The sequence below is a fragment of the Streptomyces sp. R21 genome (genome assembly GCF_041051975.1).
GTDB lineage: Bacteria > Actinomycetota > Actinomycetes > Streptomycetales > Streptomycetaceae > Streptomyces.
In genome coordinates, this window is sequence record NZ_CP163435.1 from 354322 (window position 1) to 367800 (window position 13479).

Annotated in this window: 9 protein-coding genes and 2 pseudogenes; 7 read left to right on the top strand and 4 right to left on the bottom strand. The window is 70.4% G+C overall.

Annotation, left to right across the window (positions count from 1 at the left end):
- Positions 1-304 precede the first annotated feature (304 nt).
- A complete protein-coding gene (locus AB5J56_RS01675; protein ID WP_369229274.1) occupies positions 305-820 on the top strand; it encodes a transposase in 516 nt (171 codons plus the stop codon).
- A 73-nt stretch (positions 821-893) separates the two neighbouring features.
- Here AB5J56_RS01675 and AB5J56_RS01680 read toward each other — a convergent pair whose 3' ends face one another.
- Positions 894-1727, bottom strand: coding sequence for an alpha/beta fold hydrolase (locus tag AB5J56_RS01680; RefSeq protein ID WP_369229276.1), 834 nt, complete (start codon positions 1725-1727; stop codon positions 894-896).
- 109 nt (positions 1728-1836) lie between these two features.
- Here AB5J56_RS01680 and AB5J56_RS01685 point away from each other — a divergent pair, with 109 nt between their 5' ends.
- Positions 1837-2322 carry a MarR family winged helix-turn-helix transcriptional regulator gene (locus tag AB5J56_RS01685; protein ID WP_369229278.1) on the top strand — a complete coding sequence of 162 codons (486 nt, stop codon included), beginning with the start codon at positions 1837-1839 and terminating at the stop codon, positions 2320-2322.
- Between the two features lie 26 nt (positions 2323-2348).
- Here the strand turns inward: AB5J56_RS01685 and AB5J56_RS01690 are convergent.
- Both AB5J56_RS01690 and AB5J56_RS01695 read right to left on the bottom strand, forming a co-directional pair.
- Positions 2349-2878: pseudogene (locus AB5J56_RS01690) on the bottom strand (ATP-binding protein); the annotation flags it as partial.
- A 437-nt stretch (positions 2879-3315) separates the two neighbouring features.
- Positions 3316-4512, bottom strand: a complete 1197-nt coding sequence (locus AB5J56_RS01695) for an IS701 family transposase (RefSeq protein ID WP_369229280.1) — start codon at positions 4510-4512, stop codon at positions 3316-3318.
- 727 nt (positions 4513-5239) lie between these two features.
- Here AB5J56_RS01695 and AB5J56_RS01700 point away from each other — a divergent pair.
- From AB5J56_RS01700 to AB5J56_RS01710, 3 genes are all read left to right on the top strand, one after another.
- On the top strand, positions 5240-5647 hold the full coding sequence (locus tag AB5J56_RS01700) for a DUF1003 domain-containing protein (protein ID WP_369229281.1): 408 nt from the start codon (positions 5240-5242) through the stop codon (positions 5645-5647).
- 530 nt (positions 5648-6177) lie between these two features.
- On the top strand, positions 6178-6342 hold the full coding sequence (locus tag AB5J56_RS01705) for an MbtH family protein (protein ID WP_369229283.1): 165 nt from the start codon (positions 6178-6180) through the stop codon (positions 6340-6342).
- The gene (locus AB5J56_RS01710) at positions 6339-12188 is read left to right on the top strand and encodes an amino acid adenylation domain-containing protein (protein WP_369229285.1); all 5850 of its coding nucleotides are present in this window, start codon (positions 6339-6341) and stop codon (positions 12186-12188) included. Before AB5J56_RS01705 ends, AB5J56_RS01710 begins: the two co-directional genes overlap by 4 nt.
- Positions 12189-12380: 192 nt before the next feature.
- Here AB5J56_RS01710 and AB5J56_RS01715 read toward each other — a convergent pair whose 3' ends face one another.
- Positions 12381-12548, bottom strand: coding sequence for a hypothetical protein (locus AB5J56_RS01715; RefSeq protein ID WP_369229287.1), 168 nt, complete (start codon positions 12546-12548; stop codon positions 12381-12383).
- 61 nt (positions 12549-12609) lie between these two features.
- Between AB5J56_RS01715 and AB5J56_RS01720 the strand changes: the two genes are divergently transcribed.
- Positions 12610-12987 carry a fic family toxin-antitoxin system, toxin component gene (locus AB5J56_RS01720; protein ID WP_369229289.1) on the top strand — a complete coding sequence of 126 codons (378 nt, stop codon included), beginning with the start codon at positions 12610-12612 and terminating at the stop codon, positions 12985-12987.
- Between the two features lie 215 nt (positions 12988-13202).
- Positions 13203-13430 (top strand): annotated as a pseudogene (locus AB5J56_RS01725) (DUF6000 family protein); the annotation flags it as partial.
- Positions 13431-13479 lie beyond the last annotated feature (49 nt).

Genomic DNA, 13479 nt, shown 5'->3' on the forward strand with positions numbered 1-13479 from the left:
GATCAAGCGCTGCGGGTTCCGGTACGAGGCCGCTGATGATCTCCGCGGACGCGGCGGTCCACGAGGCGCCCTGCTGAGGCGAGTTGACCACCCGGGCGTGGAGGACCCGCCATCCCCGACCTGCGGATTTCGCTGCTTTGATCGGCCACACCACTCGGCGGGACGCCACCCGATCACCATCAAGGCACTGCGCGAAGAACTCGCCGACCGTGGCCATCAGGCGCCCTACACCAGCCTCCGCGACTGGGTCCTCAGCCGCCTGGAGTAGCCTGACGCGCCCACTCCGGCTACCGCGGCACCGTCCGTGCGCACCGTCGTCGGCGGGATCACCCGCCACCCCGACACCCTCACCGAAGACGAAACCACCCAGCTCAAGGCAGTCTTCGACGCACGTCCAGAGCTGGATCAAACCCACGAACTCGTACGCGACTTCGCCCAGATGCCCGTCCGGCGCACCGGCGCCGACCAGCCGGACTGGATCCGCGCCGCCCGCGCCGCACGGCAGCCCGGGATCAGCGGATTCGCTCACGGGCTCAACACCGACCTGGAAGCCGTGATCGCCGGACTTACCGTGCACTGGAGCTCCGGCGGCACCGAAGGCGCCGTGAACAGGATGAAAAAGACCAAGAGGCAGCTCTACGGCCGGTCCGGATTCCAACTGCTCCGCAAGATGATCTCGCTTCGGTGCCCCTCCGAGACCGCTCCCCAAGATCTGTGCCGGGGCTGCCGATGGCTCCACCCGGGCGACTCCAACTGGCTGCGGTTCGGGGATGATTCGTGGAGATCAGGCGCCGAGAGATGGTTCCGGAGAGCGGTTTGATCGGGGGTCACCGGGGCTGTGGAGGCCTGCCTCACCAAGCCTTCCGGTTGGTTGTTGCGCCAGCCGCTGTACGTCATCCTGCGGCGTTGAGGATCTCCCGGATGCGTGTTGCGTAGGCCCGCGGGTGGCTTGTGTTTCCGTTGTGTCCGCCGGGCAGCTCCTGCAGTTCGCGGTCGAGCAGCGTGGCCAGGGCTGTCGCGGACTGATAGTCGAAGACGTTCCGCGGAGTGGTGCGCCCGGCAGCGGGCACGATGTGTGTGCTGACGCCCTTCAGTGCGGCGATGTCGAGGGTGTCGTGGATGACCGCGGTGAAGTCGTGCCGGATGAAGTAGTCGAAGTTGGCGACACGCAGGGCGTTGATCGGCTGGGGCGTCAGATCGGGTTCCGTGTCCGTGGCGGCGGGGTCGATGCCCAGGGTCCTGGCGATCTCCGGGAGTGCGGAGGCGAGGCCCTTTCGGAGGTAGAGGTCCTGAAGGGCGGCGAGCTCGCGCTCGTGGCGGGCGCGTTCATCGTCGGGCAGCAGGCGTGGGGCGACGGGCTCGTGGGCGATGAGGGTGTGGATCTCTTCCGGATGCTGCACTGCGGCGTGCATGCCGATGACGGCTCCGAGGCTGCAGCCGAGCATGAGGGCGGGGGCGTCGGCGAGAGAGCCCAGCAGACGGTGGACGTCGTCGGCGTGCTCGGCCAGTGTTGCGCCTCGCTCGGGGGCGTCGAGTCGGCTGCGGGACAGCCCGCGGCGGTCGTAGGTGACCACGGTGTAGGAATCGGTGAGGTGGGCGACGAGGTCGGTGGTGCGGTCGGCGTCGCCCTCACCGCTCTGCGAGATGAGCAGCAGCGGTCCGGTGCCCCGGACCTGGTAATGCAGGACGGCGCCGGGAACGGTGAGCGTGCCGGTGGCCTTGGGCATGGTGGTCCCCCTTGTGGACGGCGGTCCTTCCGCCGTCCTTCGACCACCATAATCCATCGAACTAGATGCATCAATCTCGATGAATCCACTTCGATGTATGTTGGACGGTGTGAACGGAGTCGAGCTGTTCCTGCTGGGACGCGCCCTGATGAAGATCGGCGAGGAGGCCCTGCCGGAGCCTCCGGGCGGCGCCCGCCGCTATGCCGGCAGCACCCGGCTGGTGCTGGTCGTGGCCAGTGACATCGCCGCTCATCCCGACACCGCCGTCGGTGAGATCGCTGCCCGCACCGGCCTGCCGCAGAGCCAGGTCTCCTCGGCCATCGCCCGGCTCAAGGAAGCCGGATCAGTGCAGACGGCGCCGGATCCCGTCGACCGGCGCCGCGTGCTGGTGCGTCAGGCCGCCGAGGTGTCCGAGCGAGTGGCACAGGTCCGTGCCGTCGGCATCGAGGATGCTCTCGCCATGGCGCTTGGATCCGATGACCCGCAGCGGCTGAGGGAGGTCTCGGAAGCGTTGGATGTCCTCGCCCGGAACCTCCTGCCGCAATCGGGGGGCCCGGAGTCGCGCCGTGCAGACATCGTTCCGTCGTCGGAGTAAGGCCGCTGCTTCGTTCCGTTGTTCTTCTTCGCCCTGGTGCGGGCCAGACGACAAGACTCGGTGCCGGTCTCGACAAGGGTGGCGTTGAAGGTGAGCCGGTCCACGGTCGCCGCGCAGAGCCGCGGATCCGTGAAGGTCTTCGACCAGCCGGTGAACGCCTCAGGGGAGGCGATCACGCTGCCGTTCTTCTCCTCACGCTCCGTCAGAACCTCAAAGAGCATCTCCGCGCCGCGGCAGTCGAGTTCGAGGTAGCCAAGTTCGTCGATTTTCGAGCAGGTCGACGCGTCCGTAGCGGGCGATGGTCTTGCCGAGCGGCTTGTCATCGGCCGCTGACGGCTGGGTCGGCGTGGGGGATGGCGCTGTAGTCGAAGCCGTGCAAGGACTTCTCGCGCGGGAAGCAAGCAGCCCGGATGCGGCGTTCGGCCCGGCGGCGGTCGCGGTCCTCGCACTCGGCCATCAGCAGCCCGGCGAGAAGGCCCGCGCAGGAGAGCCCTGCGCGTTCGGCGCGGGCGATGGTGTCAGCGGCCTGCGACCGCATAGTGGGCAGCCGCACCATCCGGGAGGCGGTGTCGATCGCGGTGTCGGACGTCTGGGCGGTCAGGGCGCGCTGGGCGGCAGTCGTAGTGAATCCTCCCGGCGAAGCTGGAGCAGTTCCAAGCGGGGCAGCGGGCGGGCGTCTTCGGGGAGAGCCTGGCCAGACGGCGCGCAGTGAGGTGGCTGACCTGCGGCAGCTGCGGGTCGAGCGACCCCTGCTGATCGGGCTGCGCGGTGTGGCGGTGACGGTGGGGGCTCGACCTGCCGACGGTCGAGAAGACTGCCGAGGCTGCGTGGAAGGCCCTCGCCGGCTGGTCCACACGGCGCGCAACACGACGCTGGTCTGTCCGGTCACACACGTGGGACGGACCCAGGCATACATCGACAGGAAGGAGAGCCCGCGAACGCGGGTTGCCGACCACGGGCTTACCGGTAGTTCGTTAAATCCGGCAGTAGAGATCAATGCCGTGTCCGGTAGTGACTGCGTCGATCAGGGCCTGGAGCTCGGAGGGTGGGTCCGTGTCTGTCCAGGCTCGCCACCAGCGGTTGAGGGTGATGGCGGGGGTGAGCCAGGAACGGATGGCCCGTAAGGCCCTGGGCCAGCAGGGCAGTTGGGGCTGGTGGGACGGGGCCGGTCCCCCTCTCTGGCCCGTCATCAGGGCACGGGTCTGGCGCGGTGGCATCCAGTGGTCCGGGTGGGGCGAACCACTGGTCCCAGCAGAAGGAGAAGGCGCAGTTGACCAGGGTCTGGTGGCGGCGGATGGCGCGGTCGCAGCGGACTTGGAAGTCGGCCCAGCCGAGTTCGTCCTTGACCTGCTTGTAGCTCTGCTCGATCCAGGGCCGCAGTCCGTAGAGACGGACGATTTCGGCGAGGTCGGGCGGCGGATGCGGACCGGTGGCAGCGTGGGCTGCGTCGGGATGGGGCAGGTTGGTGGCCAAATACCAGGTGGCCTTCTCCGGCAGGGTGTCGGGGTCGGTGGTGGCCACGACCAAGCAGCAGGGTGAGTGGGGGCCGTAACCGCCCAGTTGGGCATCGGCGGCCCACCAGGTCTCGGTGTGCCCGTCGCGGAAGTGACGCTCCACGGGCGTCCAATCGCCGGGACGCTTGGCATCGCGCCAGGTCAGAGCCCGGGCCGCTTCGATGGGGGTGTGCGGCTGGTCGGCGCGGGCCCAGGTGCCGCGGTGCGGCTTGAGCGCGACGACGTAGGCCAGGCCGGCCTCGCGCAGTGCGAGGTACCAGGTGTCGCTGACGGAGTAGGCGCAGTCGGCGACCACCGCCCGGCAGCCGAAGCCCGCCTCCTTCCCGCGGACCGCAAGGGCGGCCGCCAGCTGCGGTTTCGTGCGAAAGGCCGGATCGGACCGGCCGCGGACGAAATGATGGGCGGGGGTGTAAGGAGTCGCGTGCAGCGGGTAGTCGGTCCACACCGTGGTCACCGTGACGATGCCGTTGTCGGTCTTGCCCAGCCGGCCCAGCCACTGCCGGCCCACATGCGCGGTCGCCGTGCCGTCCTTGCGGTCCCCGGAATCATCGATCACGATGACCCCGCCGTCATGCGGAGCCGTCGCCGGCTGCTCGCGCAGCAGCTCAAGCCGCCGGTCGTTGACCTGCTCGGCCTCCCAGGGCGACTCGGAGAGGAAGAACTGCAGCCGCTGCACCCCCGGCATCCCGGCGCCGCCCCGGCCAGGCAGGTGATCGTCTTGTTCCGCTCCCGCGGCGCCAGCAACCCGGTCAGATACTCGCGAAACCCTCGCCGCTGCGCCAGGCTGAAGAAGAGGTCGTCGAACCGGGCCGCGTACTCCTCCAACGGCCCCGGCGCAGGCGGACACGGACGGCGAGCGGTCATCTTCAGCCCCCAGCAAGGGAGTTGGCTTCTACCACCGGCCTACGACCAACCCAACCTGCCGTCAACCCGCACCAACGCCGGATTTAACGAACTACCGATATTCATCGCTGCAGTCGATTACGTGAGTACGCGGCGGAGCACGCCTGGCTCACCATCGTCCAGCTGCCCAGTTATGCACTCGACCTCAATCCGGTCGAGGGCATCCGGTCGTTGCTCCGGCGCAGCACTACCGCCAACGTCGTCTTCCGCGACCGCGACCACCTTGTCCAAGCCGTCCGCAGCGGCCTGCACCGCATCCAACGACGCACCGACCTCATCGAGGGTTTCCTCGCCGAAACCGGCCTCTCACTCAACACGACAACTCAACGGAAAGGTCAGTAGCCGTTGTAAAAGAGGAGCGGCCGACGACCGGAGCCGTGGCGGACACCGATGTGGAAGCACGCCCCCGGCGACCCGAGCCTCGTCCCCGAGCCACGAAAGTGGCACCATCCACCCTCCTACGCACAGCGTCGGACCCCCGAGGAAGCAGGCGCATCCAGATGACCGACGACGAAACGGTCTCGCACCGACACCATCCCGTCGTGGCCGCACATCGGTCCCGGCGGGCGAGCGACGCCCAGCTCCGCATCGCTGACGCAATCACCAAATTCGCCGGCTCGATGACCTTCGTCTACCTCCACGCGATCGGCTTCCTGCTCTGGATGCTATTCGCCGAGTCCGACCCGTGGCCCACACTGACCCTGATCGTGTCGCTCGAGGCGATCTTCCTGTCGACGTTCGTCATGATCGGCCAGAACCGCCAGGCGGAGTTCCAACAGGCAAAAGCCGACCACGACTTCGTCGAGCAGGAACTCGAACTCAAGACGAACACGGAACTGACCCGGGCCATCCACGCCATGACGACAGAACTCCACCGTCGGCTGGTGGAAGACCCGGGACAGCGATGACACCCCGGGCAACTCCTCGCCCAGGGCTCGGTCGGGCATACCCCGCCCGGTGGATCGTGTGAGGCATGGTCACCGACGGCGACCGCTCCGACCAGTTCGACATCATCGACGCCCTGGTCTACCTCGCCGACATCGCGGTCACACGGACGCTCCCCGCAGCCACTGACCCAGCCCCACCGGCTCAGGCCAGCGCCTGGGCGGCGGGCACCGCACCAGAGCCCGGGAGGATGGCCCTCATCCATGAGACAGCCACCCGGGCAGCCATCGGCCTCAACAGGTACGGCCGTGCAACCCGAGCATTCACGCCCGCCCGCCGCGTTGCTCACCACCGTGACGGCCGGCGGGCGCGGGGACGTGCTTTAGCCGCGCCCAGCGGCCGCTGCCTACGGTGCTGTACGGCCGACGAGAACAAGCCCTGGTTCCACCGCAGTTCTGCCGTAGCCGCAGGTGACTCGGCGTTTTCCCGCAGCAGCCCGGCTACCGCTTCACGCGTCCCTTTTCCGCCTGCGCCCGCGCCTGTATGGGGTCCCATGCCAAATCCGTTCGATGATGCCGAGGCCCGTTTCTACGTGCTGGCCAACGAGTCCGGTCACCGTTCCCTCTGGCCGGTCCTGGCCGAGGTGCCGGCGGGCTGGACCGTGCTGTTCGGCGAAGAGACCCACGACGCCTGCCTGGCCCACCTGGAGCTCCGATGAGTCTCACGTCCACGTCCGCCGGCGACACGGCCCCGGTGCTTCCCGGCCCTGCCCTGGGCTCCGCGCCCCGGCTCGGTCCCGTCACGCTCGAGTTGACCCGGGCCCAGACCGGCGTCTGGTTCGCGCAGCAACTCGACGCGACCGGCGTGGCGTACAACCTTGCCGAGTGCCTGGAGCTGACCGGCCCTCTCGATCTGGTCTTGTTCGAGGCGGCGTTGGGGCATCTGGTCGCCGAGGCGGAATGCATGCGCGTGCGTTTCACCGAAACCGACCAGGGTGTGCGCCAGGTGGTCGAACCGGAGGTGGAATGGTCGCTCGGCATTGTCGACCTGCGCGACTGCCCGGAGACGAGCGAGCACCGTATCCGCCAGATCCTGGAGCGCCCTTTCGATCTCGCGTCCGGGCCACTGTTCTCGTTCACGCTTCTCCGGCTGGCCGATGACCGGAATCTGTGGGTGCACGTCAATCATCACATCGCCACCGACGGGTATTCGGGTCTGCTGCTGTCCCGCCGGGCGGCGGAGATCTACACGCGGCTCGCGGCCGGCGTCGACATCGGCACCAGTCCCTTCCACCCCCTGTCCGTACTGGTCGACGCGGACTTCACGTACCAGGCTTCCCAACAGTGCGCGCGCGACCGGGAGTTCTGGGCCGAGTACGTGGCGTCCCTGCCCGAACCGGTCAGCCTCTCCGCGCGTCCCGCCGCACCCGCGACCCTGTCCCGGCCCAGCACCACCCAGGTGGACGCGGAGGTCGCGGTGCGCGTCGCGGATCTGGCGCGGCAGGCGCGGACCAGCCCGACCGTGGTGCTGATCGCCGCCGTGGCCGGCTTCCTGCACCGCATGACCGGACGGACGGACCAGGTGCTGGGTCTGCCGACCGCGGCCCGCCGCAGCGCCGGTACCAGGACCACGCCCGGCATGTGCGCCAATGTGGTGCCGCTGCGCATCCAGGTGGACCCGCGGATGACGGTGGACGACTTCCTGGCGCACGTGTCCGGGCAGGCCAAGGCGGTGCTGGCCCACCAGTACTACGACTATGCCGCCATCCGCCGCGACCTGGGCGGTCTCGCCCACGACGAGCAGTTGTTCCGCAATCGCGTCAACATCATGCGCTTCGCCAACGACGTGACCTTCGGACCGTGCGCGGCGAAGGCGCACTACCTGTCCGGCAATGCCAACGACCTCTCCGTGCTCGTCTACGACCGGGCCGACGGCCACGGCATGGAAGTCACCCTGGACGCCAACCCGCGGCTGCACCTGCCCGAAGAGGTCGCCGTCCTGGAACAGCGCTTCCAGCGCTACCTGCGCGACTTCACCGCGCTCGGGGACCAGCCGATCCACCGGGCGGACGTACTGACCGAACGCGAGCGCGACCGCCTGCTGCCGCAGCCGGCCCCCTCCCGCCCCGCCGAGGCACGAAAGACGCTGGCCGGCGTGTTCGCGGCGCGCGCCGCCGAGTTCCCCGGCCGCACCGCGGTCACCTGCGAGGGCGTCGGCGTGACCTACCGGGAGCTGTCCGAGCGGGTGAACCGGCTGGCGCGGCTGCTGATCCGCCGGGGCGTCGGCCCGGGAGACCTCGTCGCGCTGGCCTACCCCCGCTCGACGGAAATGATCACGGCCATGCTCGCCGTCACCACGGCCGGCGCGGCCTATCTCCCCCTGGACGTCGGCTATCCCGAGGAACGGATCCGGTACCTCCTCGACGATGCCCGTCCCGCGCTGGTCCTCGCGCACCGCGCGATGCCGGGCGCGCTGGTGCCGGACTCGGAGGCCACCCGGTCCGAGCTGGCCGCACTGTCCGCCGCGCCCGTCACCGACGCCGACCGCGTCCGCCCCCTCACCCCCGGCGATCCGGCGTACGTGATCTACACCTCCGGGTCGACCGGTCGGCCCAAGGGCGTCCGCGTCCCTCACCGCAGCGTCGTACGCCTGTTCAGCGCCACCGACGGCACCTACGCGTTCGGGCCGGACGACGTGTGGACCATGTTCCACTCCTACGCCTTCGACTTCTCCGTGTGGGAGATCTGGGGGCCGCTGCTGCACGGCGCCCGCCTGGTCGTCGTACCCCACGCCGTGACCCGCTCCGCGCGCGATTTCCTCCACCTGCTCGCGGACGAGCAGGTCACCGTGCTCAGCCAGACGCCCTCGGCGTTCTACCAGCTGATGGCGGCAGAACGGCAGGAACCCCGACTGTGGGACCGCGTGTGCCTGCGCGCGATCACGTTCGGGGGTGAGGCACTGGACCTGCCGCAACTCGCCGACTGGTACGCCCGCCACCCCGAGGACTCCCCGCGCCTGATCAACATGTACGGCATCACCGAGACCACCGTGCACGTCACGCAGCTGGCCCTCACCGCGGAGCACTGCACCCCCACCGCGGGCAGTCTGATCGGCCACGGCATCGACGACCTGCGCGTGTACCTGCTGGACGAGTCCTTGGCCCTGGTGCCACCGGGGGCGGCGGGCGAGATGTACGTCGCCGGGCCCGGCGTCGCGGACGGATACGTGAACCGGCCCGGCCTGACCGCGTCGCGGTTCGTGGCCTGCCCCTTCGGCGAGCCCGGCGAGCGCATGTACCGCAGCGGCGATCTCGCCCGCTGGACGCCCGACGGCGGGCTGCAGTACCTCGGCCGCGCCGACGACCAGGTCAAGGTGCGCGGCTTCCGCATCGAGCTGGGCGAGGTCGAGGCCGCCCTGGCACGACACCCCGAGGTGGCGCGGAGCGTGGTCGTCGTCCGTGAGGACAACCCGGGAGACAAGCGGCTCGTCGCGTACGTGGTGGCGACCGCCGGCGCGCGACCGGAGCCGGCGGCCCTGCGCGAGGCCGCCGCCGGACACCTCCCGGAGCACATGGTGCCCGCCGCGGTGGTCGTGCTGCCCCAAATGCCACTGACCCGCAACGGGAAAACCGACCGCAAGGCACTGCCCGCCCCGGACTACGCGGCCTCGGCAGACCTGTCCCGCACCCCGCGCACCGACCGCGAGCGACTGCTCTGCGACCTCTTCGCGCAGGTGCTCGGCCTGGAGCGGGTAGGGATCGCCGACAGCTTCTTCAGCCTCGGCGGTGACAGCATCATCGCCATCCAACTGGTCGCGCGGGCGCGCGGCGCGGGCCTCCTCATCAGCCCGCGGGACGTGTTCACCTCGCCCACGGTCGAGGGGCTCGCCCAGGCCGCGCAGACGATGGACGCGGCCACCGAGCAAGAGCCGGACGACTCCGGCGCCGTCCCCCTCACCCCTCTCCTGCGCCAACTCGCCGACCGCGACGAGCCGGTGGATGGTTACCACCAGTGGGCCCTGCTGCGTACCCCCGCCGGCCTGGACCACAGCCGGTTGACCGAGCTGCTCCAGGCGCTCCTGGACTGCCATGACATGCTGCGCGCCCGCCTGGACGACCAGTGGCGCATACACATCGCCGATACCGCGCCGGTCGCGCTGCGGCGCGTGGACACCGACCCGCTCCTGCACCGCGAGCAAGCCGTCGCCGAACTGAACCCGTATGAAGGACGGTTGCTGACGGCGGTCTGGCGCGAGGGCGGAAGCGGCGAGCCTGGCAGCGGCGAGGAGGGGGACCTGCTCCTGGTGGCACACCACCTCGCCGTGGACGGTGTGTCGTGGCGCGTCCTGACCTCTGATCTCGCCGACGCCTGGGCGAGTGGAGCGGTCACGCTGCGCCGCCCGACCACCTCCTTCCGCCGCTGGGCCAAGGAGCTGATCGCGGCGGACCGCAGCGCCGAACACGCCTACTGGCAGCAAGTACTCGCTACGAACGACCCGCGACTCGGCGCGGCCCCCGGCCGTCCCGGCCACACACCCCACACCGGCCGTCCCGGCCACGACGGCCGGGACGGGCTCACCGGTGAGTCAGGCCGCGGGGAACTCACCGTCGCGCTGCCCGTCGCCGTCACCGAACCTCTGCTCACCACGGTGCCCCGGGCGTTCCACGCCGGTGTCGACGCCGTCCTGCTCACCGGGGCCGCCCGCGCGGTCGACCAGTGGCGCGGGGGCCCCGGCGCTGCCGTGCTGCTGGACGTCGAGGCGCACGGCCGCGCGGAGCTCGCGGTACAGGGCGCCGAACTGTCGCGCACGGTGGGATGGTTCACGAACCTGTACCCGGTCGCGCTCACCACGGCCACCGACCCCGCCGCCTCGGTGAAGCAGGTCAAGGAGCAACTCGCCGCCACCCCCGCCGACGGACTCGGCTTCGGACTCCTGCGCCACATCGGGCGGGAGTTCACCGACCAGCCGGGACCGCAGATCCTGGTGAACTACCTGGGCCGCTTCGGCGTGGGCAAAGAGCCGTTCGCCGTCAGCGCGTTCGGCGGTGCGCGCGACCCGCGTATGACGCCCGCGCACGTCGTCGAGGTCAACGCCCTCGCCCACGAGAGCGCGGACGGGCCCGTGCTCGCCGCCACGTTCTCCTGGGACCGCGCCCGGCTGACCGGCGCCGACGCCCGCGCCCTGGCCGACGCCTGGCTCACGGCCCTGCGCGAACTGGCGGCACTCGGCCCTGCGGACGGCGGCCACACCCCCAGCGACTTCCCGCTCGTCCCACTCGATCAGGCGCGCGTCACCACCCTCGAAGCCGCCTACCCTCACCTGACCGACGTCCTCCCGGTCACACCGCTCCAGGCCGAGATGCTCGGCCACACCCGCCGCGCCGGCCAGGGCGACGACGCGTACACCGTCCAGGCGGTGATCGACCTCGACGGCGACCTGGATCCCGACCGGCTGCGCGCGGCCTGCGACCGGCTCCTGGCGCGGCACAGCGCGCTGCGGTCCTGCTTCCCCTCCGGGGGTCAGCAGGTCGTGGTGGCCGAGGCCACGCTGCCCTGGCAGGTGACGGACCTCAGCACGGCGGACGGGCCCACCGGGCCCGCACGCCTCGCGCGCGCCGTGGCCGACGACCGCGCCCACCGTTTCGACCCGGCCCGACCGCCCCTGATGCGCGCGCACCTGTTCCGCCTCTCCCCCACAAGCCACACCCTGCTGCTGAGCATCCACCACGCGGTGGTCGACGGCTGGTCGCTGTCCGTGCTCCTGGGGGAACTCTTCCGCGGGTACGGCAACGGCGCCGAACCGGCCACCGTGGCACCCGAGTTCGCCCGGCACCTGTCCTGGCTGGCCGGCCAGGACCGCGCGGCCGCCGCCCAGGAGTGGTCCGTCCTCCTGGCGGGGGCGGAGCCGACGCTCTTCGCGCCCGTCATCGCAAACGACCCGACGCTGCTGCCCAGCCAGCACGCCCTGCGGCTGCCCGCGGAGCACACGGCGGCACTCCACCGGTGCGCACGGGCCCGGGGCCTCACCTTCGGCGTCCTCATCCGTACCGCCTGGGCGCTGACCCTGTCCGAACTGACCGGTGACAAGGACCTGCTCCTCGGTGCCACGGTCTCCGGCCGCTCCCCCGAGGTGGCGGACATGGCCGACGTCGTGGGGCTGCACACGAACATCGTTCCGGTACGGGTCCGGCGGGAGGCGGACGAGGCTCCGATCGACCTGGCGGCCCGGCTCCAGGCCGACTACGCCACCGCCGTCCCGCACCAGCACCTGGGCTGGCCCGCCGTCGCTGAGGGCCTCGGCCACCGGCACCTGTTCGCCGCGCACGTGGTGTTCCACAACTACCCGCTGGACATGTCCGCGGCGCTGGGCATGGGCGCCGTCGCGGTCCGGGGAATCGATGTCCGCGACGGCACGCACTACCCATTGTCCTTGGTGGCGCGCGAGGACGGCGCGGGGCTCTCCCTGCGCCTGGACTTCCGGCCCGACTGCTTCACCGAGGCCGAGGCCCGCGAGGCCGGCGCGACGCTGCTCCACCACCTGGAGGCCCTGGCCGGGCTGGACTGACCGGTTCGCTGTCACCGCGAACCCGGCGCCCTGGCAAGGCGGCCGCGCGGGGGCCGACCGTCACCGGGCCGGCTGTCGCGACGGTCATGAGGGGCAGTAAGTGGACCAACGGGTCCGCCACGATCATCCAGAAGGCCAGGCCGAAGCCCCCTCGACCTTGGTAACAGCTGTTCCCATGCTGGTATGGCGAAGTCACAGGTAGGTGCACGCATCCCCGACGAGGTTCTGGAACTCGCCCGGGCACGGGCCAAGGACCGTGGTCTGAGCATCGGCGACTACCTCGCCCAACTGGTCCTGGACGACGTCGACGGCCTGCGCGCACGCGGCGTGGACGCCGCCCGCCGCTTCCTCGACGAACACCAGACCCTCTTCGACGAAGCCGAGGACGCCGAATCATCCCCCTCAGAAGCCCGCGCCGCCGGTGGAACTTCACATCGACGTCCCCTGGATCCTGCAGGTCGCCGAAGCCGCCGGGGCGGGAGATCCGGCCCCCGACGACTACGGGGTACCCGTGGCCGCCGTCGCCTGCCACCAGGCCCAACTCCTTGAGCAGCCGGTCTACAACGGCCCCTACGCCCGCGCCGCCGCCCTGGTACACATCCTGGGCCGCTGCCGCTGGCTGAAACGCACCAACCTGGCCGTCGCCGCCGCCACCGGCGTCATGTACCTGGACGCCTCCGGACTCCCGGTCAAACCCACACGCGACGACGCCATCGCCCTGCGCGACCTGCTCCGCGACCCCAACTGCACCGCCGCCAAAATCGCCGCCCTACTGCGCTCCTGGCCCGCAGCCAGCTGACCCCCGCCCAGACAAGACGTAATCGTGGACCTCAAAGGGCTCCCGCCGTTCGCGATGGTCACCCCGGCCGACATACACGACAGCGTCGCCTGACGTCCTGCCGATGCCGTCGGGCAAGATACGGGGATGGCCACCAACCACGGTCGGGACTCGACGAACTACGCTGGCGCTACATCGCAGCCGGCCACCTGCGCCTGAACCACGGCATCTTCCGCCTGGCGAATCGTGAACGTGACCGGTTCGTCCGGGACTTACCCCGAGTTGCAGAGACCATCACACCCCACGAACTCGGCCCGCACCTCGACGGCGGCTGGCACGAACGCAAGCCCGCCGCCTGGCTGATCGCCATTACGGGCAGCACCGGCTTCCCGCAGCGGCTGGGCGAGCCCCTCCTGGCCAGCCGGGCCCCGTACGCAGGACACGCCTACTGCATCGCCCTGGCCACCTTCGGGACCGCAGCAGACGCCGACCTGCTGGCCGCCTACCTCGATC